The 22,036-nt window shown below is 40.2% G+C and carries 25 protein-coding genes; 8 read left to right on the top strand and 17 right to left on the bottom strand.

Annotated elements, in window-relative coordinates:
- Positions 1–10: 10 nt before the first annotated feature.
- The 7 genes from BW961_RS08990 to BW961_RS08960 form a co-directional block, all read right to left on the bottom strand.
- Positions 11–562: an outer spore coat protein CotE gene (locus BW961_RS08990; RefSeq protein ID WP_068585727.1), complete on the bottom strand. Its 552-nt coding sequence runs from the start codon at positions 560–562 to the stop codon at positions 11–13.
- Positions 563–709: 147 nt separating this feature from the next.
- Complete coding sequence (locus tag BW961_RS08985) at positions 710–1,216, bottom strand: hypothetical protein (RefSeq protein ID WP_068585730.1); 507 nt, start codon at positions 1,214–1,216, stop codon at positions 710–712.
- Positions 1,217–1,298: 82 nt separating this feature from the next.
- Complete coding sequence (locus tag BW961_RS08980) at positions 1,299–2,270, bottom strand: aromatic acid exporter family protein (RefSeq protein WP_068585733.1); 972 nt, start codon at positions 2,268–2,270, stop codon at positions 1,299–1,301.
- Positions 2,271–2,400: 130 nt separating this feature from the next.
- The gene (locus BW961_RS08975; RefSeq protein WP_082867482.1) at positions 2,401–3,243 is read right to left on the bottom strand and encodes an ABC transporter permease; all 843 of its coding nucleotides are present in this window, start codon (positions 3,241–3,243) and stop codon (positions 2,401–2,403) included.
- Between the two features lie 17 nt (positions 3,244–3,260).
- A complete protein-coding gene (locus tag BW961_RS08970) occupies positions 3,261–4,037 on the bottom strand; it encodes an ABC transporter ATP-binding protein (RefSeq protein ID WP_068585736.1) in 777 nt (258 codons plus the stop codon).
- Between the two features lie 32 nt (positions 4,038–4,069).
- Positions 4,070–5,080: an ABC transporter substrate-binding protein gene (locus BW961_RS08965; protein WP_068585741.1), complete on the bottom strand. Its 1,011-nt coding sequence runs from the start codon at positions 5,078–5,080 to the stop codon at positions 4,070–4,072.
- Positions 5,081–5,267: 187 nt separating this feature from the next.
- Entirely contained in the window at positions 5,268–6,785 is a 1,518-nt protein-coding gene (locus BW961_RS08960) for a carboxypeptidase M32 (RefSeq protein ID WP_068585743.1), read from the bottom strand.
- Positions 6,786–6,911: 126 nt separating this feature from the next.
- Here BW961_RS08960 and BW961_RS08955 point away from each other — a divergent pair, with 126 nt between their 5' ends.
- The 4 genes from BW961_RS08955 (at position 6,912) to BW961_RS08940 (ending at position 8,986) form a co-directional block, all read left to right on the top strand.
- On the top strand, positions 6,912–7,481 hold the full coding sequence (locus tag BW961_RS08955; RefSeq protein ID WP_068585747.1) for a beta-class carbonic anhydrase: 570 nt from the start codon (positions 6,912–6,914) through the stop codon (positions 7,479–7,481).
- Between the two features lie 144 nt (positions 7,482–7,625).
- The gene (locus BW961_RS08950) at positions 7,626–8,174 is read left to right on the top strand and encodes a PadR family transcriptional regulator (RefSeq protein WP_068585750.1); all 549 of its coding nucleotides are present in this window, start codon (positions 7,626–7,628) and stop codon (positions 8,172–8,174) included.
- Between the two features lie 93 nt (positions 8,175–8,267).
- On the top strand, positions 8,268–8,699 hold the full coding sequence (locus tag BW961_RS08945) for a hypothetical protein (protein ID WP_068585755.1): 432 nt from the start codon (positions 8,268–8,270) through the stop codon (positions 8,697–8,699).
- A 5-nt stretch (positions 8,700–8,704) separates the two neighbouring features.
- Complete coding sequence (locus BW961_RS08940) at positions 8,705–8,986, top strand: YxcD family protein (protein WP_068585758.1); 282 nt, start codon at positions 8,705–8,707, stop codon at positions 8,984–8,986.
- 109 nt (positions 8,987–9,095) lie between these two features.
- Here BW961_RS08940 and BW961_RS08935 read toward each other — a convergent pair whose 3' ends face one another.
- From BW961_RS08935 to BW961_RS08905, 7 genes are all read right to left on the bottom strand, one after another.
- A complete protein-coding gene (locus BW961_RS08935; RefSeq protein WP_068585761.1) occupies positions 9,096–10,424 on the bottom strand; it encodes a HAMP domain-containing sensor histidine kinase in 1,329 nt (442 codons plus the stop codon).
- A gap of 1 nt (position 10,425) precedes the next feature.
- Positions 10,426–11,094, bottom strand: coding sequence for a response regulator transcription factor (locus BW961_RS08930; protein ID WP_068585764.1), 669 nt, complete (start codon positions 11,092–11,094; stop codon positions 10,426–10,428).
- A gap of 15 nt (positions 11,095–11,109) precedes the next feature.
- Positions 11,110–13,077 carry an ABC transporter ATP-binding protein/permease gene (locus BW961_RS08925; protein ID WP_068585767.1) on the bottom strand — a complete coding sequence of 656 codons (1,968 nt, stop codon included), beginning with the start codon at positions 13,075–13,077 and terminating at the stop codon, positions 11,110–11,112.
- A 147-nt stretch (positions 13,078–13,224) separates the two neighbouring features.
- A complete protein-coding gene (locus tag BW961_RS08920) occupies positions 13,225–13,380 on the bottom strand; it encodes a glycosyltransferase (RefSeq protein ID WP_082867483.1) in 156 nt (51 codons plus the stop codon).
- A 17-nt stretch (positions 13,381–13,397) separates the two neighbouring features.
- A complete protein-coding gene (locus BW961_RS08915) occupies positions 13,398–13,682 on the bottom strand; it encodes a CgeB family protein (RefSeq protein ID WP_139331572.1) in 285 nt (94 codons plus the stop codon).
- 171 nt (positions 13,683–13,853) lie between these two features.
- The gene (locus BW961_RS08910; RefSeq protein WP_068585773.1) at positions 13,854–15,503 is read right to left on the bottom strand and encodes a DUF4179 domain-containing protein; all 1,650 of its coding nucleotides are present in this window, start codon (positions 15,501–15,503) and stop codon (positions 13,854–13,856) included.
- The gene (locus BW961_RS08905; protein WP_068585776.1) at positions 15,490–16,023 is read right to left on the bottom strand and encodes an RNA polymerase sigma factor; all 534 of its coding nucleotides are present in this window, start codon (positions 16,021–16,023) and stop codon (positions 15,490–15,492) included. The genes BW961_RS08910 and BW961_RS08905 overlap by 14 nt, the downstream gene beginning before the upstream one ends.
- A gap of 218 nt (positions 16,024–16,241) precedes the next feature.
- On the opposite strand from BW961_RS08905, the gene BW961_RS08900 reads away from it, so the two are divergent.
- On the top strand, positions 16,242–17,069 hold the full coding sequence (locus tag BW961_RS08900; protein WP_068585779.1) for a lipase family protein: 828 nt from the start codon (positions 16,242–16,244) through the stop codon (positions 17,067–17,069).
- Positions 17,070–17,136: 67 nt separating this feature from the next.
- Here BW961_RS08900 and BW961_RS08895 read toward each other — a convergent pair whose 3' ends face one another.
- The gene (locus BW961_RS08895; RefSeq protein ID WP_068585782.1) at positions 17,137–17,616 is read right to left on the bottom strand and encodes a DinB family protein; all 480 of its coding nucleotides are present in this window, start codon (positions 17,614–17,616) and stop codon (positions 17,137–17,139) included.
- A gap of 144 nt (positions 17,617–17,760) precedes the next feature.
- Between BW961_RS08895 and BW961_RS08890 the strand changes: the two genes are divergently transcribed.
- Positions 17,761–19,218, top strand: coding sequence for an ATP-binding protein (locus BW961_RS08890; protein WP_076576752.1), 1,458 nt, complete (start codon positions 17,761–17,763; stop codon positions 19,216–19,218).
- Positions 19,219–19,323: 105 nt separating this feature from the next.
- On the opposite strand, the gene BW961_RS08885 is transcribed toward BW961_RS08890, so the two are convergent.
- Positions 19,324–20,229, bottom strand: coding sequence for a LysR family transcriptional regulator (locus BW961_RS08885; RefSeq protein ID WP_068585785.1), 906 nt, complete (start codon positions 20,227–20,229; stop codon positions 19,324–19,326).
- 108 nt (positions 20,230–20,337) lie between these two features.
- On the opposite strand from BW961_RS08885, the gene BW961_RS08880 reads away from it, so the two are divergent.
- Positions 20,338–20,952: a histidine phosphatase family protein gene (locus tag BW961_RS08880; RefSeq protein ID WP_068585787.1), complete on the top strand. Its 615-nt coding sequence runs from the start codon at positions 20,338–20,340 to the stop codon at positions 20,950–20,952.
- 31 nt (positions 20,953–20,983) lie between these two features.
- On the opposite strand, the gene BW961_RS08875 is transcribed toward BW961_RS08880, so the two are convergent.
- On the bottom strand, positions 20,984–21,559 hold the full coding sequence (locus tag BW961_RS08875) for an LOG family protein (protein WP_068585792.1): 576 nt from the start codon (positions 21,557–21,559) through the stop codon (positions 20,984–20,986).
- Positions 21,560–21,646: 87 nt separating this feature from the next.
- On the opposite strand from BW961_RS08875, the gene BW961_RS08870 reads away from it, so the two are divergent.
- Positions 21,647–21,961 carry a MazG nucleotide pyrophosphohydrolase domain-containing protein gene (locus BW961_RS08870; protein WP_068585795.1) on the top strand — a complete coding sequence of 105 codons (315 nt, stop codon included), beginning with the start codon at positions 21,647–21,649 and terminating at the stop codon, positions 21,959–21,961.
- Positions 21,962–22,036: the final 75 nt, after the last annotated feature.

The following is a 22,036-nucleotide window of genomic DNA, read 5'->3' as shown; positions in this document are numbered from 1 at the left end:
ACCCTCGTTGTTAAAGGTCATCATCCAGAAGATCAGGGTCCAGGTCCTCATAATCACCTGTGTCCTCGCTGAATTCAAATTCCTTATCTTCATAATCTTCGTGGCCGATCAGTACGAACACTTTGGTCTCAGCAATGAGTTCCACAGTGAATTCCCGCTCGACACGGATGATGACACTTCCCCCTCCCGATGACACACTTGCTTCGACACAACTTGGTTCCTGCGTTGCCTCCGCAGATACTTCCACTGTTGAAGCACGGTGTCTGGGGTCTAGGTACGACAGTGAGACAAATTCTACATAAGGTACTGTCTCTTTGGCTACGTCGGTCTGAGAGTTTTTGTCATAGGAATACCAAATGTTGATATCGTAAGTACCAATAACTTCAATTCCGTCTCCGGCCGCTACCGCTTCGTATTGATGGTTTATAATCCATGCACCTAAAATACTGGTTGGATTATGTGGCGGAGTTACGGTATGTGTTACGGTAGAGAACTTACGACCTTTGCCGCAGATCGCTTTCGTTATGATCTCTCTACTTTGATGTTTACGACTTAATGACATCTTTGAACCTCCTCCATACAATCATTCACTACTAAGTGTATGCAGGAGGTAGGCAAAAGTTGATTAGCCCAGTACAAATAATTATCTTTTTATAAGAGAATCATTCAATTGCTATTATTAGTAACACAGATTGAGCTATTCGAAGATTCATCTAACGCTATATTGTGCATACCGTTCATTAATAATTTTCTGAAAAGCAAGCTCCACCTCATCCAATGTAGCATCCATCGCTTCACTTATGGCTACTTTCAACTTGCGTTCCCTTCCCTTCATTTCTTGAATTTCATTGGCATGATCCTTTAAAGAATCATATCTTGTGCCGCTTAACTCCGTCCTGTTAAACATATTTTCAGCTGCTAAACGCCAATGGTTCGCTTCTGACTCAGCAATTTTCATGCGTTTTCTCATGTCAGCCATTTCCAGATCCAAACATTTGGAATTAAATTCATTATATTTATTAATCCAATAATCTAATTTTTTATTTTCAAGTATTAAGTTATTCTCAACCTTCCTAAGTTCCTCAAGCATTCTTTCTACCTCAGTTTGGACCTTGATCTTAAATTCATGCATCTCTTCTATTACCGTTACATCCGTAATAACCCCCGTCATTACGTCAGTTGTCCAATAGTTCACAAGCGCCGATTCACTTCTCATGGTTGCTCGACTACCTCTCTATACTTATGATGGAATACTCTCACGATCTTTCACCCTATTTATTAAGTAATATGTAATGTACTCATCCACTTTCAACCCGCACTTTATCCGGGACCGGTGCTTTGTTCTTCTTTGCTATTTTCAAATATAAAGATAATTCACGGCATAGCTGTAGTATAGAAGACCTTATCTCAAATTCCTCTCTTGTCGTTGGAAGATCCATTTCTTTGAAATCTTGTTCCAATTCTTCCAGTAGTACTTCGGTACGACCTGTGTACATTTCTTCTGTTACATCATGGCTAAGTTGTTCGAATAGCTCCGCTACTAAGTCAGCTTGGGGAAGCTTCTGATATACATCAGCAATCCGCTGCATCATGACTAGAATTAAATCCAACTGTTCCTTACGCATATAGAAATAAATATTCCAAGCCTGATCCGGATGAACCATTTGGTTCTCCATCGCTCGATTTGCCGCAAGGGACCCTTCTTTAATCGCTTTACCAGCTTCAATGATTTCACTTCCGTCCCATACATAAGTTGGATCTCGAAGCGTCAGAGCAACGCGATGAAATATTACAGCGAATAGCCCGTCCACGTTGTGACGAATCTCAATCATCTGTTCTCCACCTTTAGGCATATAGATCATATTGACCACCATCGCTGATCCTAGCCCAATAACAAGCAATTCAACTTGAGATAATATCGTATGTACGGATAGAGCCCCTTCTCCAAAAACACGGAATACAACAACTGAACTGGTGACAATCCCCTCCTTGAAGCTTGACTTAACGATTAAAGGGAACCCGAATAGGACGAATACGGCCAGTACCCAGTAATGAAAGCCAAATAAGGCGAATAATCCACATGCAAAAAGAAGCCCCACAATGGAGGCAAAGAAGCGCGCTGAGATCGTTCTAAGACTCCTTTTACGTGTTACTTCCACGCCAAGAATAGCCAATAGACCCGCAGACTGAGGACTGGGTAGTCCTACTATATAAGCAATCTGAATGGAAATGAGTGTAGCAATCGCTGTTTTTACAACTCGAAACCCCATGAGAACGCCTCTCTTTTCTATCAGTATCATTCTAATCTCATGGTACTTTATTTCACAACTCTACACAATACGACATTTACTGCACATTCATATTCACGCGATCCATTGTAGATAGGAATGTTACCTTGTATTACTTATGAGATAACAACTTACGTTCCATATACAATACGAGTTGATACATAACCGTTGCTACCACCGCAATAATAAACAAACTGGACATCACGAGCGTAAAATTAAATACTTGAAAACCATAAATAATTAAATAACCTAGACCCATTTGTGCCACGAGAAACTCTCCAACAATAACACCCACCCAAGCTAGACCAACATTGACTTTCAATGTTGAAATAATCGCAGGAAACGTTGCAGGAAAGATCACTTTACGGAAAATTTGTGATCGTGATCCGCCAAATGTTCGCACAACTTTGACTAGATTCGAATCCACTTCAGAGAAGCTATTGTAAACCACGAGTGTGGTAATAATGACGATAACAGATAATGTTGTGACCACAATAGCCGTAAACCCCGCTCCAAAGACAACGATAAATAAAGGACCTAGCGCCACCTTTGGCATGCTATTAAATACGACCATGTATGGATCTAATACCTTCGATAAGAAAGGTGACCACCAGATCAAGATGGCAAGCCCCGTTCCAAGCAACGTTCCGAGTAGAAACCCTACGACAGTCTCACCAACCGTTACACCCAAGTGACCCCATAATTCGCCACTAATAATTTCTTGTACAATATGATTAAATATCTTACTAGGATAGCTAAACAATAGGACATCAATCCATTTCAGTCTTCCAGCCAGCTCCCAAAAGGTTAACAAGAAGAGGAGTAATCCCAGCTGAACAGATAATACATGCCTCGATTGTTTTCTTTTGTGCGCTAGGTGATCTTGATATAGTTCAGTCAGCTCACTTTGTCTCGAATCAGAAGACTCATTTCTAGCTATATTTCGCGTCATCATGCTGTTGCCTCACCTCCTCACTCCTGATCACTGCGTAATTCCATAGCACTCCAAATCTCGTGAAAGAGATCTTGAAAGCCCTCCTGATCCCGAGCATGAAAAGGCAACACCTCACGGATATTACGCGGTACATCGAACGTTCGACGGATTCTCCCTGGATTGCTACCGAGCAATATGATCCGGTCACTCATTGCTATCGCTTCAGATAGATCATGGGTAACTAAGACTGCTGTCTTGTTACGTTCACGCAAGGTTCGAGATATTAGATCCTCCAATTGCAACTTTGTCTGATAATCGAGTGCAGAGAAAGGTTCATCCAACAACAGAAGACTAGGATCTGTAGCCAACGTTCGCACGAGTGCAACCCGTTGGCGCATCCCACCTGAAAGCTGTTGAGGGTATATATTCTCTTTACCCTGTAGACCCATCTCTTCAAGGAGCCCTGAGGTGATTGCTATACTCTCAGGCGTGATTCTTCCCGTCAGTTCCAAGCCTAAGAGTGCATTATTCAGAATCGTCCGCCAAGGAAACAAATAATCCTGCTGCAACATGTATCCTACCTCAGGTGTTGGTCCTGAAAGCTTGTGACCATTGACTAGAACCTCACCATGACTGGGTGTAAGAAGACCTGCGATGATCGATAATATGGTTGTCTTGCCACATCCACTCGGACCTACAAGACTTACGAATTCCCCAGCGGATACTGTCAATTGAAGATGATCCACAGCCAGAGAGGCTTCGCGATCGGTGATATAGACATGTGCGACATCGTTTAATTCAACAACAGGTACCATGTGCACTCTCCTTTTGGCAGGATATAAGTTCTTTACTTCACAGTAGACTTCGCCTTCTCAGCAAATGTATTATCTACAATCGCATCATGTGCCACACGTTCTTTCAATTCACCTGCACTGTCCATCACGTCTAGAAGATTATTCCATTCTGTATCATCTAATATAGGATCCGTTGCATAGGTGCCTTGTTCTTGATAACGTTTCACACTAGATACAATAATGCCACGATCTGCATCTTTAAAATAAGGGAGTATCGTATCCGCGATCTCTTCAGGGGTATGAGTTGCTACCCACGATTGAGCTTTCTGTACGGCATTCGTGAACTTCTGAACGGTATCTGCATTCTTCTTAATATAGCTTTGTTTACTCATGAACACGGTATATGGAAGGTGTCCACTTTCTACACCAAATGAAGCGACAACATGACCTCTGCCTTCTTTTTCAAAAATGGACGCTTGTGGTTCGAATAACTGAACATATTGTCCCGTGCCCGAGGCAAAAGCTGCTGTAATATTCGCGAAATCAATATTCTGGATCAATTCCAAATCTGCGTGTGGATCAATACCTTGCTTCTTAAGCGTGAACTCTCCGGCCATTTGTGGCATTCCGCCTTTACGTTGACCTAGGAATGTTGTCCCCTTCAACTGGTCCCAACTAAATGTGCCGTTATTGTCTCTTGCCACTAGAAATGTTCCATCCGTCTGAGTTAACTGGGCGAAATTGATCACTGGATCTTCAGAACCTTGTTGAGCAACGTAAATGGACGTTTCCGATCCAACTAATGCCACATCTATCGCATTAGATAATAATGCAGTCATCGTCTTGTCTCCACCAGGGGTTGTCATCAGTTCAATATCCAGTCCTTCATCCTTGAAGAATCCTTTTTCAATGGCGACATATTCTGGTGCGTAAAATACGGAACGAGTTACTTCCCCAATCTTCACTTTCGTCGGAGCATCTTTTCCTCCACACCCGGCTAGAACCGAAGAACAGAGAAGAAGAATACCTGCTACTGCAGTCAACTTTGTTGTCCCTTTCCACATATGGGTATCCCTCCAATATTTTCGAATAAATCATATTGCATCATATGCATTCGCCTAGAAAAGGTTATTCATTCTCTCCACATTTCGGTTCATGCATATAAAAAAAGCCGTGATTCTCTACAAAACGTAGATAAATCACGACCTTATTCATAACTACAGAAGATTCATAGAGAACCATTTCCTTGAACTATAACTTGTAAATCTCTTTATATTTCTCTTCCAAATAATCTGACAAGTAATCTGGATTCAGTTCTTCACCTGTCACGTTAACGATGATTTCAGAAGGAGTAAGACGCTTACCATACTTATAGATTTTGTCAGAGAGCCATTCCTTAATCGGACGTAAGTTCCCTGCAGCAATCCATTCATCATATTGAGGTAGCTCTTTACGAATGGTATGCAAGAATTGTGCTGCATACATATTTCCTAGTGAATAGGATGCAAAGTAACCGAAATCTCCACCAGACCAATGCACATCCTGAAGAACACCGAGTCCGTCATTTGGAGGGGTAATGCCAAGATATTCGTTATATTTCGCATTCCATACCTCTGGTAGATCTTTCACAGACAACCCTTCATTAAACAACATCTTCTCAATCTCGTATCGAATAATAATATGAAGGTTATACGTCAATTCATCAGCTTCAATTCGGATGAGCGAATTCTCCACACGGTTGATAGCCCGGTAGAAATCTTCTACTGACACATCCTTAAGTTGGGATGCGAAATGCTGTTGTAAATCACCATAATATCTTTCCCAGAATGGGCGACTACGTCCAATCATATTCTCCCATAAGCGCGACTGTGACTCGTGGATTCCCATAGAAGTTCCTTCAGCTAAAGGTGTTCCTACGAGGCTTGCATCAATATTTTGCTCATACAGGGCATGACCCCCTTCATGCATAGAGCTGAATACAGCACTGGTGACATCATCTTGTAAATAATGAGTTGTAATTCGTACATCCCCAATGTTAAGCCCCGTAGCAAATGGGTGCACACTCTCATCTTGACGTCCAGCCTCAAAGTCATAGCCCATTTGTTCAAGAATGAAGAGGCCAAATTTCTCTTGTTGATCAATCTCAAATATCTGCTTAAGGAAATCATTCGCTGGTTGATTCGCAGATGCTCGAATTGTTTCTACGAGTGGTACTAACCGACTGCGCAGTTTACTGAATATTTCATCCAGTTTCTCTACTGTCATATCCGGTTCATACATGTCAATTAACGTATCGTATTTTGTTCCTTTGACTCCCCAAAAATGGATAAATTCATGCTTCATCGCAACAATTTTACTCAAATAAGGCTCGAATCCAGCAAAATCACTCGTCTCCTTCGCATCTTCCCATAAGGTTTGAGCATGTGCCGTTAGGACAGAATATTCTTGGAACTTATCCGCAGGAATTAGCTTGTTCTGGTCATATTCCTTTTTGCATTCCTTCACGATTTGTAGATCCAGATCGTCCAACTGTTCTACGATATCTGAGCTTGTAAAATATTCTAAGTAATCTCCCATCTCATCCGAGATGATTAATTTGAATCCTTCTGTACTTAATATGCCAATGGTCTCCGACCGATATTCAGCACCTTTGCGGGGAGCACCGGTACGCAGATCCCAATGCATTAAACCTACAACCTCATAATAACCTCTTATTTTGCGAACCAATTCCCGAAATTGTCCTAGTTTGATTTTTACTTGATCTTCCATTTAAAGACTCACCTCACATAAAATATTTATGGTTTCCTCTTGATGATACTTTTTGTAAAAAGTATAATCAACTTCTAAGAACAGAAATAATCTAATTAATTAATTTAAGGAGGAAGAGGTCCCCCCATGAATCATATTACTGAAGTGTTAGAACATAACCGTCAATTTGTTGAGAACAAAGAGTACGAAGCATTTCGTACCAGTAAATTTCCTGAGAAAAGAATCGTAGTAATCTCTTGTATGGATACTCGCCTCACAGAATTACTTCCAAAAGCAATGAATTTCAAAAATGGGGACGTCAAACTCATCAAGAATGCCGGAGCCATTATTTCCCAACCTTTCGGTAGTGTTATGCGAAGCGTATTGGTAGCTATTTATGAACTTAAAGCAGACGAAGTGTTCGTAGTAGGTCACTTGGATTGTGGTATGGCCGCACTGAACGCAGATCATATGATTGGTTTAATTAAGGAACGCGGCGTCTCAGATGTTGTATTAAGTACCTTAGAGAATTCAGGTATTAAATTAACGAAATGGTTGCGAGGTTTTGATAATGTCCATGATGGCGTGATCCACACTGTCGATGTCATCAAGAAACACCCCTTACTTCCTCCAAATATACCTGTACACGGCATGATTATCGATCCTGATAATGGTGCATTAGAGCTTATTGCTGATGGGTATAATGGAACGGAATAATTAAACACGATTTGCTATTAATAAAGTGCGGATGTTTATCATCCGTGTCTTTTTTTGTTTACAATGACTGTTTGGTTGCCAAACCATACAGTTTAAGTGTACACTTTTCTCATTGTAAAATTCATGATTAGGAGATGTCCACATATGAATACACTTTCCTATGCACTCCTTGCCTTTCTAGCAAGAGAAGAGTCTTCAGGATATAATCTGATGCTCAGACTCCAACCTTTTTGGCCTGCAAAGCATAGTCAAATTTATCCATTACTCTCTCAGATGGAATCCGAAGAATTGTTAACTGCATGCTGGATTGTCCAATGTGAGAAACCAGACAAAAAACTCTACTCCATCACCGAGAAAGGAATACGAAAGCTAAAAGAATGGTTGTATGTACCTTTGGCTGATCCGATCACACGTGATGAGTTATCTATGAAAACATTTTGTATGTGGTTAACCGATTTAGATAATGCCATAGATATCATAGAAAGCCGTAAAGTACATTTAGTCAAGAAGCTAGAGCACCTCCACCTTAAGATCGGTGATAAAGTACGTGAGGATCTTGAGTTCGGCACACCTGAATTCTTTGATTATATGTTATTCCAAAAGGCAATCTACAATGTTACTTCAGGGCTTGAATGGACCAATATGATGTTGGATACACTAAAAGATCAACGAACAAAGCAAAACTTAAAATAATTATTTTGATTAATTTTGAAACTTTTAATTTTTCACTACGTAAACTAGTAGAATAGAAAAAAATAAACTATTACTCAGGGGGATTTTCTTCAGATGAAAAAATGGCTCATGGTTGTTATGATGTTTACTCTAATATTCGCTACAGTTGCACCGGCAACTAGTGTTGATGCAAGACGTGGTGGCGGATTTAAATCCGGTACGAAATCTTTCACAAACACACCTAAAAAATCTACAACGAATAATAATGTTTCGAAATCATCAAATACGTCTAACAAATCGAATGCTGCTGGAACTCCGGCAAAACGTGGATTCTTCAGCGGTGGCGGCTTGATGAAAGGTCTTATGATCGGTGGATTGGCAGGTATGTTATTCGGAGGCATGTTCGGCGGAATGGGCATGTTGGGTAATATCTTGGGATTAATGATTAACGCGTTAGCTGTTGTCGTTCTAATCTCTCTTGTTATGGCAGGATACAGAGCTTACAAAAACCGTCGTAAACCTGATCCACGTGACGGAAGGTACTAATTGATATGGTACTTACAATGGACGAAATTATAAATGCGATTTGCCTGCATATGGCAGAACGCAAAGCTGTACGCCCAACGGATGTTCAGGTTGAACTCAGTTGGGATGAAGAAGATGGTTATTCGGCTGAAGTATGGGTGCAAGGTCGCAGCCAGTTCTTGGTTGAATCGAACATGATTGAAGCAATCCTTCGCTATTTACAAAGCGAATATGACATTCGTGCTTATCGTGAACAGATAACACTAGATGTCGATGAAGAGATTACAGCGAATGTAATAATAGACTAAGAATTAAGATGAAGAGGTTGTCCCACAAGCCATTTATGGCTTTGGACAACCTCTTTTTTTTTGTAGACGCAATGTAGATAATATCAACAGAGATTTTTCGCTTCTTCTATCATAGAGGGATGGAAATCGTAAAACAGGTCCCTTCCCCTTCACTACTCTTCACGTCTATTGTACAGCAATGAAGTTCAACGATCTTCTTCACAATGGACAACCCCAGCCCATTCCCTCCGTCTGATTGACTTCTCGCTTTGTCCACCATGTAAAATCGATCAAAAATATAAGGAAGGTCTCCTTCTGGAATCTCCTTCCCCGTATTGGTTATGTGAACATGAACAGCTAAATCGTTGACTTCCATGATCACTTCGATCACATTATCTTCATGTGAGTATTTGATAGCATTATGAATTAAATTTTGCCATACATGTTCAAATAAATCATGATCTGCCTTAATAGAACAAGCTATCAGAACAAGTTCAACATGTAGATTCTTCTTCGTCCACAAAGGTTCGGCCACAAGGATCACTCTGCGTAACTGTTCATCTAACCTATACTTTACCGGATGATACGGATGATGCTCTGAATCAAGGGATGCAAGTCGTAGCAAATGTTCGCTGAGCTTTGAAAGTCTTAACGTTTCTTGATAAATGATTTCGAGATGCTCATTGTGACGTTCGGGAGGGATAATCCCATCTTTAATGGCCAGCGTAAAGCCTCGAATCGAGGTTATTGGACTCTGAATTTCATGAGAAACGTTACTAACAAAATCATCTCGCATTTTATCTATTTTCTGAAGTTCACTTGCCATATGATTAAAGCTGTCCATCAATTCCCCGAATTCATCCTTCTTGTTATGTTGAAGTCGAATAGCTAAATTTCCTGTTGCCATTTGCTTCGCTGCTTTTGTCAGTTTTTTTACAGGAACAACAATGTAGTGTGATGCTAGCAAAATAAGCAAACTTCCAACAAAAAGTACTGTCAACAGGCCTATGATCAAAGTGTGTTGTATGATTTCCAAAAGAACAGTGAAATCCATCTTCAGAATCAACGAACTTCCACTATGATCGATATTAGGTACGCCGATCAGACGAACGGGATTAGGACCTTCAGAATTATCTATAAACATAGGCTTTGTTGCTTTGGTTCGCAATAAAGGTGCAACCTCATCATCAGTTAATGAAAAAGGTAATGGACTACCTTCTTGGATAACCTCTCCCTGAACATTATAGTTAGTGAGTATATCCAATACCGTATCTCGTGTACCGGGTTCTATTAACCTCAGAATTGTAGCCACATCACTCGTTACACTCAAGAATTTCTCTTCTATGCTTACCTTCTTTTCAGAGAACAAACGTCCAATTCCAAAAGAGATTATGAGACTGATTAGTACAATTACAATAAATGAAACGACAATTTGCATTCGCAAGCTTTTCTTGAACATCTTATTGTTCCTCCAACCGATAGCCAAGACCACGGATCGTTGTAATGGTTAATGTATGGAAAGATTCAATTCGCTGACGTAGACGTTTAATATGAACATCTACCGTCCTCTCATCACCTTCATAGTCCATTCCCCATAAACTTTCAATCAACTGTGTGCGGGTAAATATACGACCAGGTGAATTGGCAAGCATAAACAACAACTCACATTCTTTCTTTTTCAATTCTACGTTTTCTTCAAGTGAAGAAACCATAAATGTAGCAAGATCAATGGTGACGTTCCCCAATTGAATCACCTGAGTTAACGAAACATTATATCGCTTTAAAAGGGCTTTCACGCGTAGGACAAGCTCCACTGGATCAAAGGGTTTTACCAAATAATCATCGGTTCCCGCTTGAAATCCCTTTACTTTATCGATGGACTCTCCTTTGGCACTCACGATTAGAATGGGGATATCCAGATACCCCCGAATATCTTCTGTTAATTCAATACCGCTCATTCGCGGCATCATCACATCAACAATCAATAAATCCACTTTGGAATGCTCCATATAATCGAGCGCTTTCTGTGCATCCTCTGCCTCCACAACCGTGAATTGACTATTCTCAAGATACACCTTGATTAGTTTACGGATATGTGGATCATCATCCACGACTAAAATCGTATTCATCCTATCACCTCATCATTATTCGTAACGAAGAGATTCCATTGGGTCGAGTTTGGCTGCTTTGGATGATGGTAACACGCCTGCAACCACACTGATCAATGTACTAACAACAATGCCAAATAACATGTATACAGGCGTCAGCTGAATAAGCTCAACCCCAAAGGTATTGGATAGAATGTTGTTCAGCACCAAGCTTATTACCCAAGCCACTGCAACTGCAATAACACCACTCAACAAGCCCAACAATGCAGACTCCGAGAAGAAAATACGACGGATATCTTTTTTTCTCGCACCAATCGCTCGTAAAATACCAATTTCTCTTGTCCGTTCCACAACGCTAATATTAAGTACCACTAAAATCATAATGCCCGATACAAGTAGTGAAATACCCGCTATACCCGATAACACCCATGATGCCATCTTCACATACGTCGTAATTCGTTCCATAATACTTGCTATAGGCGAACTTTGGAATCCCGCTTTTGCCACCGCTTCTTTAATGCTCACGACATCATCTTGATTCTCCGCATATGCATTAATCTGTTTAGGGTGTACGACTAAGTTTAGTTTACTATAGGCATTCTCAAGCGTCGAATATGAAACGTAGGCACCCGCTCCTCTTATCGGTCCCTTATCTTCTTGATCATATATACCGGATACAACCCACTGCGTTTCAACAGTGACTGGCTGATTCTGTCCATCCATCTCATTAATATACAAGTTGACGGGTTTACCTACAAGCGACTTATACGTTTCATCACCACTCAAACTTTTGGCAAAAGATGCCGTGAGCATCACTTGATTCTCATTTGGTAATGTTCCCGCTTCAATCTGATCTGCTGTTATGGAATCTGTTAGCGTTTCAAGATCTGAGAGTTCTTTGTTCTTACCATTAAACACAACATTACTTTTCCCAGAGATCGTTGTGACCTTTTCGATTGAATCCACATTTGCAATGTTACTGATGGTGTTGATATCTTGTTCTGTAAAAGGTTCATTCGCAAATTCGTCCATAGGGGGTCCTTCTTGATGTTTCATTTCCCCTTTATCTGATGTCTTAACTACATCGACTAGTAGTGGATTCATACTCGAATTTATTTGATCATTGATATAGCTCGTCACACCGCTACCTAATGAAAGCATCAAGATTACACTTAGAATCCCGATGGCCCCACCCGTTGCAACCAGCATATTTCGCTTCGTATTTAAGGTCATATTATTTATTGCCAGTTTGAAAGAAGCTGCAAAACTTAAATTTTTCCCATTTTTCTGTGTTGTTTCTTTTGCTGATGTGTAGCGTTCTTTTAGAAATAGATCTTCTTTAATACAACCATCTTCCACCGATACAATTCGGCTACCGAAGTCTGCTACCCTTTGAGAATGTGTCACGGTAATAATAAGTACGCCCTTTTTTGCAATGGAATCTAGTAGTTCAAGGATTTGTTCACTTGTTTCTTGATCCAGTGAACCTGTAGGTTCGTCTGCAAGTATAATCTCAGGGTCATTAGATAAAGCTCTCGCAATGGCCACACGCTGTTTCTGACCACCAGATAGCTGATTTGGCCGTTTATGCATATGATCTTTCAAACCGATTTCCGTCAAAATTTCCTTCGCACGTTGGGTTCGTTCTTTCTCACTATGATCTGTCATCTGCATCGCAATCATCACATTCTCAAGTACCGACAAATGAGGAATTAGGTTGAAACTCTGAAAGATGAATCCTATTTTATCTTTTCTATATGCATCAATCTCTATTTCTTTCATTTCTCTCAAGGTCTTCCCTTGAATCATGACGTCTCCCTCGTAATCAGAGTCCATACCACCGATGATATTCATCAAGGTCGATTTCCCCGAACCTGATTCCCCAAGAATAGATACAAATTCGCCACTTTCAAATGTCACATTTACATCTCTTAGAACAGGCACCTTTTCTTTTCCAGCTAGCATATATGATTTATTCAGATGCTTGATCTCTAATAATGTCATCTCTATTCCCCCAACTCCTATTTAATCTGCTGTGATAACTAAATAGTATCTTCTCAATGTGAACTGAAAATGAACTGAATGCGTTTTTCAGAAAATGAAACTGAAGCATGAAAAAAAGCAGGTCTAGGGAATCATCCTTAACCTGCTTTACTCTTCTTCTGGATGACTCAAGTAATATCGTAATTTAATTATTAAATCATCTTCATCTACATAACCAATAATCTCTCGATCATATTCAAAGTAACGCTTCATTTCATCGAAATATCCCGTGAATAACAACCGCCCCGTGGCTGCGTGCAGCATAACATCACACTCTGAGATCAGCTTATTAGTAAAGACAATCGATCAGGATGCATATGACCAATGACAGCAACATCACAAACAAACTTGGGATGGGGTTCTTTGGGTTCAAAATACTGTAAATCAGCGCCAAATGGCATAAACAGTGTATTGTGAATCCCCTTCTCTTCATACTTCTGTAGTGCAAGTAAGGAATTGGTCGTATGGTAATCAAAGTCCCCCGCATATTTCATAACCGTTGGAAATACATCAGGGTCACTGAGTGTCATGCCCACAACGAGACAATGCTTCTTGAGTCGTTCCATCTTAGCATGGGCATGCGGAAGCTACCGGACAAGACGCATTTCTCCAATCATAGGGATAGCCGAATTCGCTGATCAACACAAATAGGTACCGTAATCATAGTCGGTACCTATTATATGTAGAGGATATCCCTTAGCCTTAACAGCTTTGGGACATCCTCTAGACTAAACTTATTATTTCCCCTTGGTTAGCTCAACGCGCAGCTCATCTTCAGGCTTCTCGGTCGAATACATCCATACGTAAATCTCAAGTTCATCCCTGTCAAAATCCTTAAATAAGTCCATGCGCTTATTATTCCCATCCCCGTGAAAGGCGACTATGGCCGGTGTCCCAAAATTTCTCTTTGTACCATCAAGATAGTAGGTTTGATTGACCCCACCAAACTCAGATTCAGAACTTACTGATTCAACGTATAAGTTATTGTCTTTTTTATAGTATGTCCATGTCACCGGATACCCTTCATAGTCCGTAGTCATCGACTGGCGATCATTAGAAATATTCATTAACCGGATCGGAATTTTATTGCCCAAGTTCTCATCGACTCGGTGCTTAGCGATCAAGTCAATTGGTTTATTTGCAATCGAGTTCACATCAAGCATACCCATCTCAAATCGCAATTCTGTCTTGTTGGTGTTGCCTTCTACGTACCATTCGCCTCCATCTAGCAATGTACCATCCACATCAAGTTGATAATTCTGATACGGAACACGAGTGAATTTTTCTTGATGTGTCAATATTAAGCGAATTTGGGTTGGGGTGACGATCATTTCACTAATCTCTGTTCCACCTGGTAGCTGCTTCAGAGGAATATTCAGATTCTCTTTGAACGTACCACTCTCCAATTGTTTCTTAGACAAGGTAACATTAATACCCCATTTCCCATTAACATGTGCTACTTCTCGATCATAGGCAAGCACATAGTGGTTGCCTTCACCATTCAACTGAATTAATTCGTATATTTGCTGACTGTTATACTCTCCAGTTTCTCCTGGCGTTCCGAATACAGGAGATTTCACTTCTTTAATTATCTCATTGTTCCCGTTCAACGCTTGAATTCGAATCCAACTCCACTTTTGTAGCTCATGATCTGTGAACGTAATGGACGATTTCAGAAGCACCTTGCCCTCCGACTGATCGAAAGACTGCACAGTCACAGATCCAATTCCATCTTTCTGAATAGGGAATTCCTGTGTTTTCGGATTGTTAGGATCGAATGCGATCTGTTGCACTCCGTCGTCGATATATCTAATATCTTCAATCATAAATTCAACGTCCGCTGTGCTTCCGGTTACAACCCAATCACTTTCGAAGTACCCTTGAAATACACCTAGGTCAGGATTCCATTGTTGCGTGTAATGTCCCTCAATCGTCTTTCCTTCACTGTCTCTTAGACCGATACTCTTATAACTTATAGACTTTCCTTCTCGCGACTGCCCAGGGTCAAGACTGTATAGAAGAAGCGTCCTGTTCTCATCGGTAAAGGCAGTATGTAAGGTTAGTGTTACTCCGTTTCTCGTAACGGATTGTTCTATAGTTTGTCCAAGCCCTTTATCCATGGCAGATTGAACTCCTGTCTTATTTGAGAGGATACCCGTCCAATCGTATGCGATCGCTGCATAGACAGGTGTGGCAAGTAGGGCAACGGATAACCCTACAATTACCGCCGCTTTTCTACCTCTCATAGGTCTGACACGTCTCGAATCGTTCCCCATTGACCTCATCTCCCCTTGCTGAATGCTGTCCCATAATCTATCAAAATCAGGATACGATGTCTTTCCCGAATCATCCATATGCTCTTTCAATTTCTTCTCAATTGATTCCAAATCTCTTCTCTCCCTTCACCAAATATAATTCATTACGTTCCATGTTTTTTCGCATGACCTTCAATGCTTTGTGAAGCCTTGATTTAACCGTTCCTGTTGGAATATTCAACGTTTCTGCGATCTCTGCCATTGACAGATCGCCAACATAACGAAGTGTAACTACAGCCAATAGCTTGTCTGGAAGCAGGCTTAGTTGTTCCTGTAATTCGTCTGCTGAAGCTTTCTCCATGACAATCGTGTTCACAGACTTTATCACCATCGTGGCTTGATCATGTTGTATTTGAATCTGCTCCTGCTTTTCTCGTTTCGTCCGATTCTTCCTTAATATATTCAGACTATGATTCATCGCGATACGAAGTATCCAAGCCCGTATATGCTCCACACTTCTCCAATCTTGGCGGAACACAGTAATGAATACATCGTGACACACATCTTCCGCATCTTGTGCATTCTGAAGCATGTGATAACAAGTGCGGTACACATCCTTATTGTAAATATCGAACAATTCACGTTCAGACATTCTCGGCACTCCTTTCTTGATTTGATGTATTATTAACAACTGACGCTCAGAATTGGTTCATTTTTTCTATCATTGAATAAATATTTCTCGTTATGTATTCGTTTGTTACTGACTTTAATTTATCTAAGTGCTTATGGAAATTAATGCTAAAGCTAATTCATATTGGAACCTCTTCTTCATCCCACTAATATAGTTAAGTATAGAAGGGTGTGAGACACGTGGGTAACATTAAGGAACAAGAGCAATGGGCTATCTTTCTAGCTGCAATCTGCGGACAGACCTATGCACAATTTACAAATACGGATGGTTCGTTCGTCGTTCCATTAAATTATACGCTCAACCAGACGATTCAAGCGAAATCCTTTAGCAATGTATGGGAACGATTCGGGTTCATCCTGGAATCTTCGAAAGATATTATTATTGCCTTTCGGGGCACCATGTCGACGACCAATTGGATATCTAACATCATAGCCTCTCAAAGGAAATTCAAATATATTAAGGAAGACTGTCTTACACATCGTGGCTTCACAGACATCTATTCTTCAACTCGCCTGGAAATTATCTCCGCTCTCTCTAAATTGTCTCCCGACAAGACATTATACATTACCGGTCACAGCCTAGGTGCAGCACTCGCGACACTATGCGCTATTGATATTGCAGCCAATACCCCTTACAACTCACCCAACCTGTTTACATATGCGTCTCCACGTGTAGGTGATCCGGACTTCATGAGAGCTTTCACACAATATGTTCAGAACAGTTACCGTGTTGCCAATCCTTTTGATGTCGTTACACATGCTCCACCCTTCATCTACAAGTTGCCTAAACGTGAAAAAAAATACTATTACACTCATGTCCAAACCCATTCATCATTGTCTTTCCAGAATGGTTCCTTTGCTGACAATCACATGATCGGAAGCTATTTCACAGAACTCTCCAAGCTCCAACCGCAATTTACCGAACAGTTATGTATAACGAACCCTGGACTCTGTCCAGTCAATACAACGAAATCACCAGAGAAACTAATAACGCAAGAGATTCACTAAATAAACCGTTGTAAATAAGTATGGAAATTGAACGCAAAAAAAGCCCTATTTCTAGGGCTCATTACATTTAACCTTGCTTATGTTTTATTACTTTCAATAAGCAGGAAATCGTATTTGTATGCATGGTTTCATGAATCGTTGTAAAGCTAAATAATTCACCGAACTTTTCAAACTTCATAGGACCAAGTTGTACTGGAGGTTCCATTATATTATCTAAAATAGTTGGAGAAATCTCAGATAAAGCTTGAAGTTGTTCTTTCAGATATTGTAAAAGCTCTTCCTTGGAGGGTGGAGTGATAGTCCATTCAGAAGGCTTACTTCCAGTGAGGAACAAAACGTTATAACTCTCTGGAAGATGGATATCTAATGAAACTCCACCACGAGAAAGCAACCCGTTGAGTGCACTAACGATATGTCCAATGTTCCAACGGATCGTATTGTTGAATGCTTCTGGCTGAATATCAAATAAGTCTTCTGGTATTGCCTCTACTTGTCTAATAACCATTTGACGAACTAATATTGATGTATTAATAATCATTTGAGACATGGTGAACAGCTCCTTCAATTGTATAATAATAATTTATTGTACCTTTGTTTATGAAATGAATCAAATCAAGCTTTGATGATTTCTTTTTAACGATTATAATATGAATGAATCCTATTTTGAAATGAATAAGAGAGGAGACTTCCTGTGTATCCAAATGAAGTCCAAAGTTATGACTTTGCCTTTACACAAGCTAAGATTGGTATGGCTCTTATTTCGTTCGATGGAACCCTTCTACAATTGAATTCAGCATTGTGTAATCTCTTGGGGTATGATCAGAACGAGTTAAATTCAACTTCTCAACCATCTCGTACCATTCTGAAACAGATCCAAATCCTAGAAATTGTACAACTTGGAAAGTGGATGCAATCCATGGACATCGATAAGCATCAATTCGAACACTATTACTACCATCCATCGGGACAACGGCTATATCTGGATATCAGCATTTCTGTCATCCGGGATGGCAAGGATGCACCCCTTTATTATTTTACTCAATTCGAGAATAATACCACGATGAGACTCATGGAAAGCAAACTGCAGTATTCCGAATCCTATCTAATTGAGAAAGACGACTCTTTTCAACAACTACTGGAGGGACTGCCTCTATCTCTACTTATTACGAAACATGGAATTATTCAGTATATTAATCCTGCGGGCTTACAATTGATCCAAGCGGAGAGCCTGGATGAAGTACTGGGGCTATCTACTAATACTATTGTTGATACTTCCAATTACGAAATCCTCACAGAACGAAGAAAGAATTATTATAGTAGTGCAGCGATAGGCTCTGTCTGCTACCAGATACAGTGCTTAAATGGTCAGCAGAAATATGTCGATGGATTTTCATTACCTATTACCTATAAAGGTGAAAGCGCAATCGTTGGGATATTTAAAGATATATCTGAACAAATGCTGAAAGAAGAACGGCTGATGCAATCCGAAAAATTATCCACCGCAGGCCAATTAGCCGCTGGTATCGCTCATGAAATCCGAAATCCCTTGACGGCTATTAATGGCTTTATTAAGTTACTTCGCACTTCCGAGCGTAAAAATGATAACTATTTCTCCATTATTGAGTCAGAATTGAAACGTATCGAATTCATCGTTAACGAACTGCTTGTCTTATCCAAGCCACAAGGGTCTCATACCAGTAAACCTATAGATCTTCTACCTTTACTGGAACAAGTCATCACATTCATGAATGGTGAAGCTGCTCTGAAGAATATTGAAATCCTCCCACCCTATTTAGAACAATCCATTTGGATCCATGGAGAGGCAAATCAGATGAAGCAGGTGTTTATTAATTTACTTAAAAATGCGATCGAAGCAATGAACAGCAGCGGTGTCATTCGTATTCATGCCCGTCCATTTGACAATGAGGTACGCATCAGCGTACAAGATGAAGGCTGTGGCATGACGCAAGAGCAGATCAACGCACTTGGCAAACCCTTTTATACAACCAAAGAAACAGGAACAGGACTTGGTTTTATGATCATGCATAATATTGTACATAATCATGGCGGATCGATTACCATAGAGAGCACACCTCAGCAAGGCACAACCTTCACCGTGACATTTCCAATTATAGCTACAGAGGAATGACATCTAGCCTATGGCTTCCTCTGTACCTTCGCTGACTCCCCTCGATTGACATAACCAGCCAGTAGGATGTACTCCACCATATTATATGGTCTGATCAATAGTACTTTATAGATTAGTGTCCAAGTTGTTGATAACTAAAGAAACAAATTCATTAACAAACGTCTCCTGATGCTCCCGTCTTTTCATGCCCAGTAATATAGTGTTCGCTGAAGAAATCCCCGGCACATCTACTCTGGCGAGGACACCCTGCTTAAATAAAGGTTCCGCTACAAGGGAGGAAACAAAGCTTACGCCATAACCAGCCATTACAGCCTGAATCGTCTCATTCAGACCATTAAATTGTAATTCAATTGTGGGATTAGTGATCTGTTGCTCCCGGCATAGTTGAAATAACCTTTCTCTCGCCGCACTTCCCTCTTCTCTCATAATAAACTGTTCAGATGTAATTTCTTTAAGTGTAACCTCTTGCAATGAATACTTATGACCTGGTGCCACTACGAACAAATACTCGTCCTTGTATAGCTCTCTACATTCAAATAGATCTGAATCAGCAAAGGACACCCCAATGTCGCTATATATCGCTACGTCTGCCTCAAAATTAATTAATTTTTCAATCGCATTGTGAGAGTTGGCTGTTGAAATATGTACTTCAACTGCACCGAAATTTTGCTTGAATAACGAAGCCCACTTAGGAATGAGTACACTCGTGGCAAGATAGTTTCCGGCAATCCGTAATTTCCCTTCAGGAAAGTTATGATGGTCGGAAATTAGATACCGAACCTGCTCTTCGATTGAAAATAACTTCTCCAGCGGCTTAATCAACTTATTCCCTAAAGGAGTAAGAATCAGGCCTCTACCCTGAATTTGTAATAATTTAATATTGTTCTCTTTTTCAAATTTATGTATTTGTGCCGAAATCGCCGGCTGGCTAATATGTAGTTTCTCTGAAGCTTTTGTTACACTACCCGTTACCGCAACATAATAAAATAATCTAAGCACATGAAGGTTCATCTGTATCCCACCTATATATTTAGTTTATGTATGTTAGATATTATATATTATTCATTTATATATCCTCACATTATACTAGACTTACATTACGATTAGGAGGAATACAGAATGGACACTACTTTATATTTAACACGTCACGGTCAAACCGAATGGAACTTGGTGAAAAAAATGCAAGGGCATATGGACTCCCGTCTTACACAATCTGGTGTTCAACAAGCCGAATGGTTAGGAGAACGATTGTCTAGTGTTTCATTTGATGCTATATACTGCAGTTCTAGTCCTAGAGCGATAACGACAGCAGGTATGATATCTGGTAATCGGTCAACTGAGATCGTGAAGCTTGATTCACTTAAAGAAATCAACATGGGACTATGGGAAGGCCAGCATATAGAACAAATCACACAAGACTTCCCTATTCCATTCGATCAATTCTTCAATGAACCTCATTTATACCAACCCACGGGTCAGGGAGAGAGCTATAGCGAATTAATTGAAAGAGTGCTTCCTGCAATTCAAGATATCTTGACGAAACATAAGGGCCATCAAGTCCTTATTGTAACGCACCGTATCACATTAAAAGCGATTATGAGCTATTTCATGAATAAACAGCTGCATGAAATCGGGATCATGCCCGACATTCATCCAACTGCTCTGTGCAAAGTTACTATTCATAATGACGTCCTGAACGTTGATTTATATGGTGATACCGCTCATTACCGGTAATAGTCGGTGGCATCGATGGCATAATCAACTTTTACCGATTCTTAGCATATGTTTTTACGGTCGGTGGGACATAAGTTGCAAATTTTTCCAATAATTCTGTGGGCTCCTGATCTACTAAAAGCATTTGATGATACTGATCTTGCAAAAACTGTTGTTCATTCATATGGTCGAAGAATGAAATTAGTAGATCATAGTAATGGTTAACATTTAAAATACCACATGGTTTTTGATGCAATCCGATTTGACTCCACGTAAATACTTCGAAAAATTCTTCTAATGTACCGGGTCCACCTGGAAGCGCAATAAAGCCATCTGCTAACTCCATCATCTTGCTTTTTCTCTCGTGCATTGTCTGAACTGTGATTAATTCTGTTAAGTTTTTATGTGAAATTTCCCGTTCTTCAAGTAGCTTTGGAATCACACCAATGACTTGTCCGCCCGATTGTAGCACAGTATCCGCTACCGTTCCCATGATTCCAACACTGGCACCACCATACACTAAAGTTATGCCACGTCTTGCTAATTCTTCACCTAGTTTAATAGCCCCTGCTTTGTATGCTTCTGAAGCACCATTACTTGATCCACAAAAAACAGCAATTCTTTTCATAAAATTAACCCCATTCCAAACGAATTTTCATTTATACTTTATGATTATAGTGAAATTTCAGATTTAATAACATAGGGGGCACAGAAAATGGACATCAATGCGTTTCAACAATGGGTGAAGAATTATTATGAAGAACGAGGTTGGTCAGAGCTCGATATCTTCATACGTATAGGTTTTTTAGCGGAGGAAACGGGGGAAGTAGCACGTGCTATTCGAGCGTTAGAAATTGGACGGAATCGTCCAGATGAAACCGTCAGTACATACGCTGAAAATAAACAGGAGCTAATCGAAGAACTTGGTGATGTACTAGGGAATGTTATCGTGATTGCCAACAAGTACGACGTTAGCCTTGAAGATATTTTTAAATCACATCAAGAGAAATTACATAATCGTTATAAGTAATATTACAGAACATACACGATTGTGAAAACAAATTATGAAATGGAATTCCCCCTTCGTATCCGTTATTTCAATGGT

It is taken from the genome of Paenibacillus macquariensis (genome assembly GCF_900156375.1).
In the GTDB taxonomy this organism is placed as follows: domain Bacteria; phylum Bacillota; class Bacilli; order Paenibacillales; family Paenibacillaceae; genus Paenibacillus_AQ; species Paenibacillus_AQ macquariensis.
Note: the sequence above shows the minus strand (reverse complement) of the source record. Positions and strands in the feature narration are given on the sequence as shown.

Coding starts and splice junctions, on each gene's coding strand:
- BW961_RS08990 (WP_068585727.1), bottom strand. CDS start 562: ATGTCATTAAGTCGTAAACATCAAAGTAGAGAGATCATAACGAAAGCG.
- BW961_RS08985 (WP_068585730.1), bottom strand. CDS start 1,216: ATGAGAAGTGAATCGGCGCTTGTGAACTATTGGACAACTGACGTAATG.
- BW961_RS08980 (WP_068585733.1), bottom strand. CDS start 2,270: ATGGGGTTTCGAGTTGTAAAAACAGCGATTGCTACACTCATTTCCATT.
- BW961_RS08975 (WP_082867482.1), bottom strand. CDS start 3,243: ATGATGACGCGAAATATAGCTAGAAATGAGTCTTCTGATTCGAGACAA.
- BW961_RS08970 (WP_068585736.1), bottom strand. CDS start 4,037: ATGGTACCTGTTGTTGAATTAAACGATGTCGCACATGTCTATATCACC.
- BW961_RS08965 (WP_068585741.1), bottom strand. CDS start 5,080: ATGTGGAAAGGGACAACAAAGTTGACTGCAGTAGCAGGTATTCTTCTT.
- BW961_RS08960 (WP_068585743.1), bottom strand. CDS start 6,785: ATGGAAGATCAAGTAAAAATCAAACTAGGACAATTTCGGGAATTGGTT.
- BW961_RS08955 (WP_068585747.1), top strand. CDS start 6,912: ATGAATCATATTACTGAAGTGTTAGAACATAACCGTCAATTTGTTGAG.
- BW961_RS08950 (WP_068585750.1), top strand. CDS start 7,626: ATGAATACACTTTCCTATGCACTCCTTGCCTTTCTAGCAAGAGAAGAG.
- BW961_RS08945 (WP_068585755.1), top strand. CDS start 8,268: ATGAAAAAATGGCTCATGGTTGTTATGATGTTTACTCTAATATTCGCT.
- BW961_RS08940 (WP_068585758.1), top strand. CDS start 8,705: ATGGTACTTACAATGGACGAAATTATAAATGCGATTTGCCTGCATATG.
- BW961_RS08935 (WP_068585761.1), bottom strand. CDS start 10,424: ATGTTCAAGAAAAGCTTGCGAATGCAAATTGTCGTTTCATTTATTGTA.
- BW961_RS08930 (WP_068585764.1), bottom strand. CDS start 11,094: ATGAATACGATTTTAGTCGTGGATGATGATCCACATATCCGTAAACTA.
- BW961_RS08925 (WP_068585767.1), bottom strand. CDS start 13,077: ATGACATTATTAGAGATCAAGCATCTGAATAAATCATATATGCTAGCT.
- BW961_RS08920 (WP_082867483.1), bottom strand. CDS start 13,380: ATGCTGCACGCAGCCACGGGGCGGTTGTTATTCACGGGATATTTCGAT.
- BW961_RS08915 (WP_139331572.1), bottom strand. CDS start 13,682: ATGGAACGACTCAAGAAGCATTGTCTCGTTGTGGGCATGACACTCAGT.
- BW961_RS08905 (WP_068585776.1), bottom strand. CDS start 16,023: ATGTCTGAACGTGAATTGTTCGATATTTACAATAAGGATGTGTACCGC.
- BW961_RS08895 (WP_068585782.1), bottom strand. CDS start 17,616: ATGTCTCAAATGATTATTAATACATCAATATTAGTTCGTCAAATGGTT.
- BW961_RS08885 (WP_068585785.1), bottom strand. CDS start 20,229: ATGAACCTTCATGTGCTTAGATTATTTTATTATGTTGCGGTAACGGGT.
- BW961_RS08880 (WP_068585787.1), top strand. CDS start 20,338: ATGGACACTACTTTATATTTAACACGTCACGGTCAAACCGAATGGAAC.
- BW961_RS08875 (WP_068585792.1), bottom strand. CDS start 21,559: ATGAAAAGAATTGCTGTTTTTTGTGGATCAAGTAATGGTGCTTCAGAA.
- BW961_RS08870 (WP_068585795.1), top strand. CDS start 21,647: ATGGACATCAATGCGTTTCAACAATGGGTGAAGAATTATTATGAAGAA.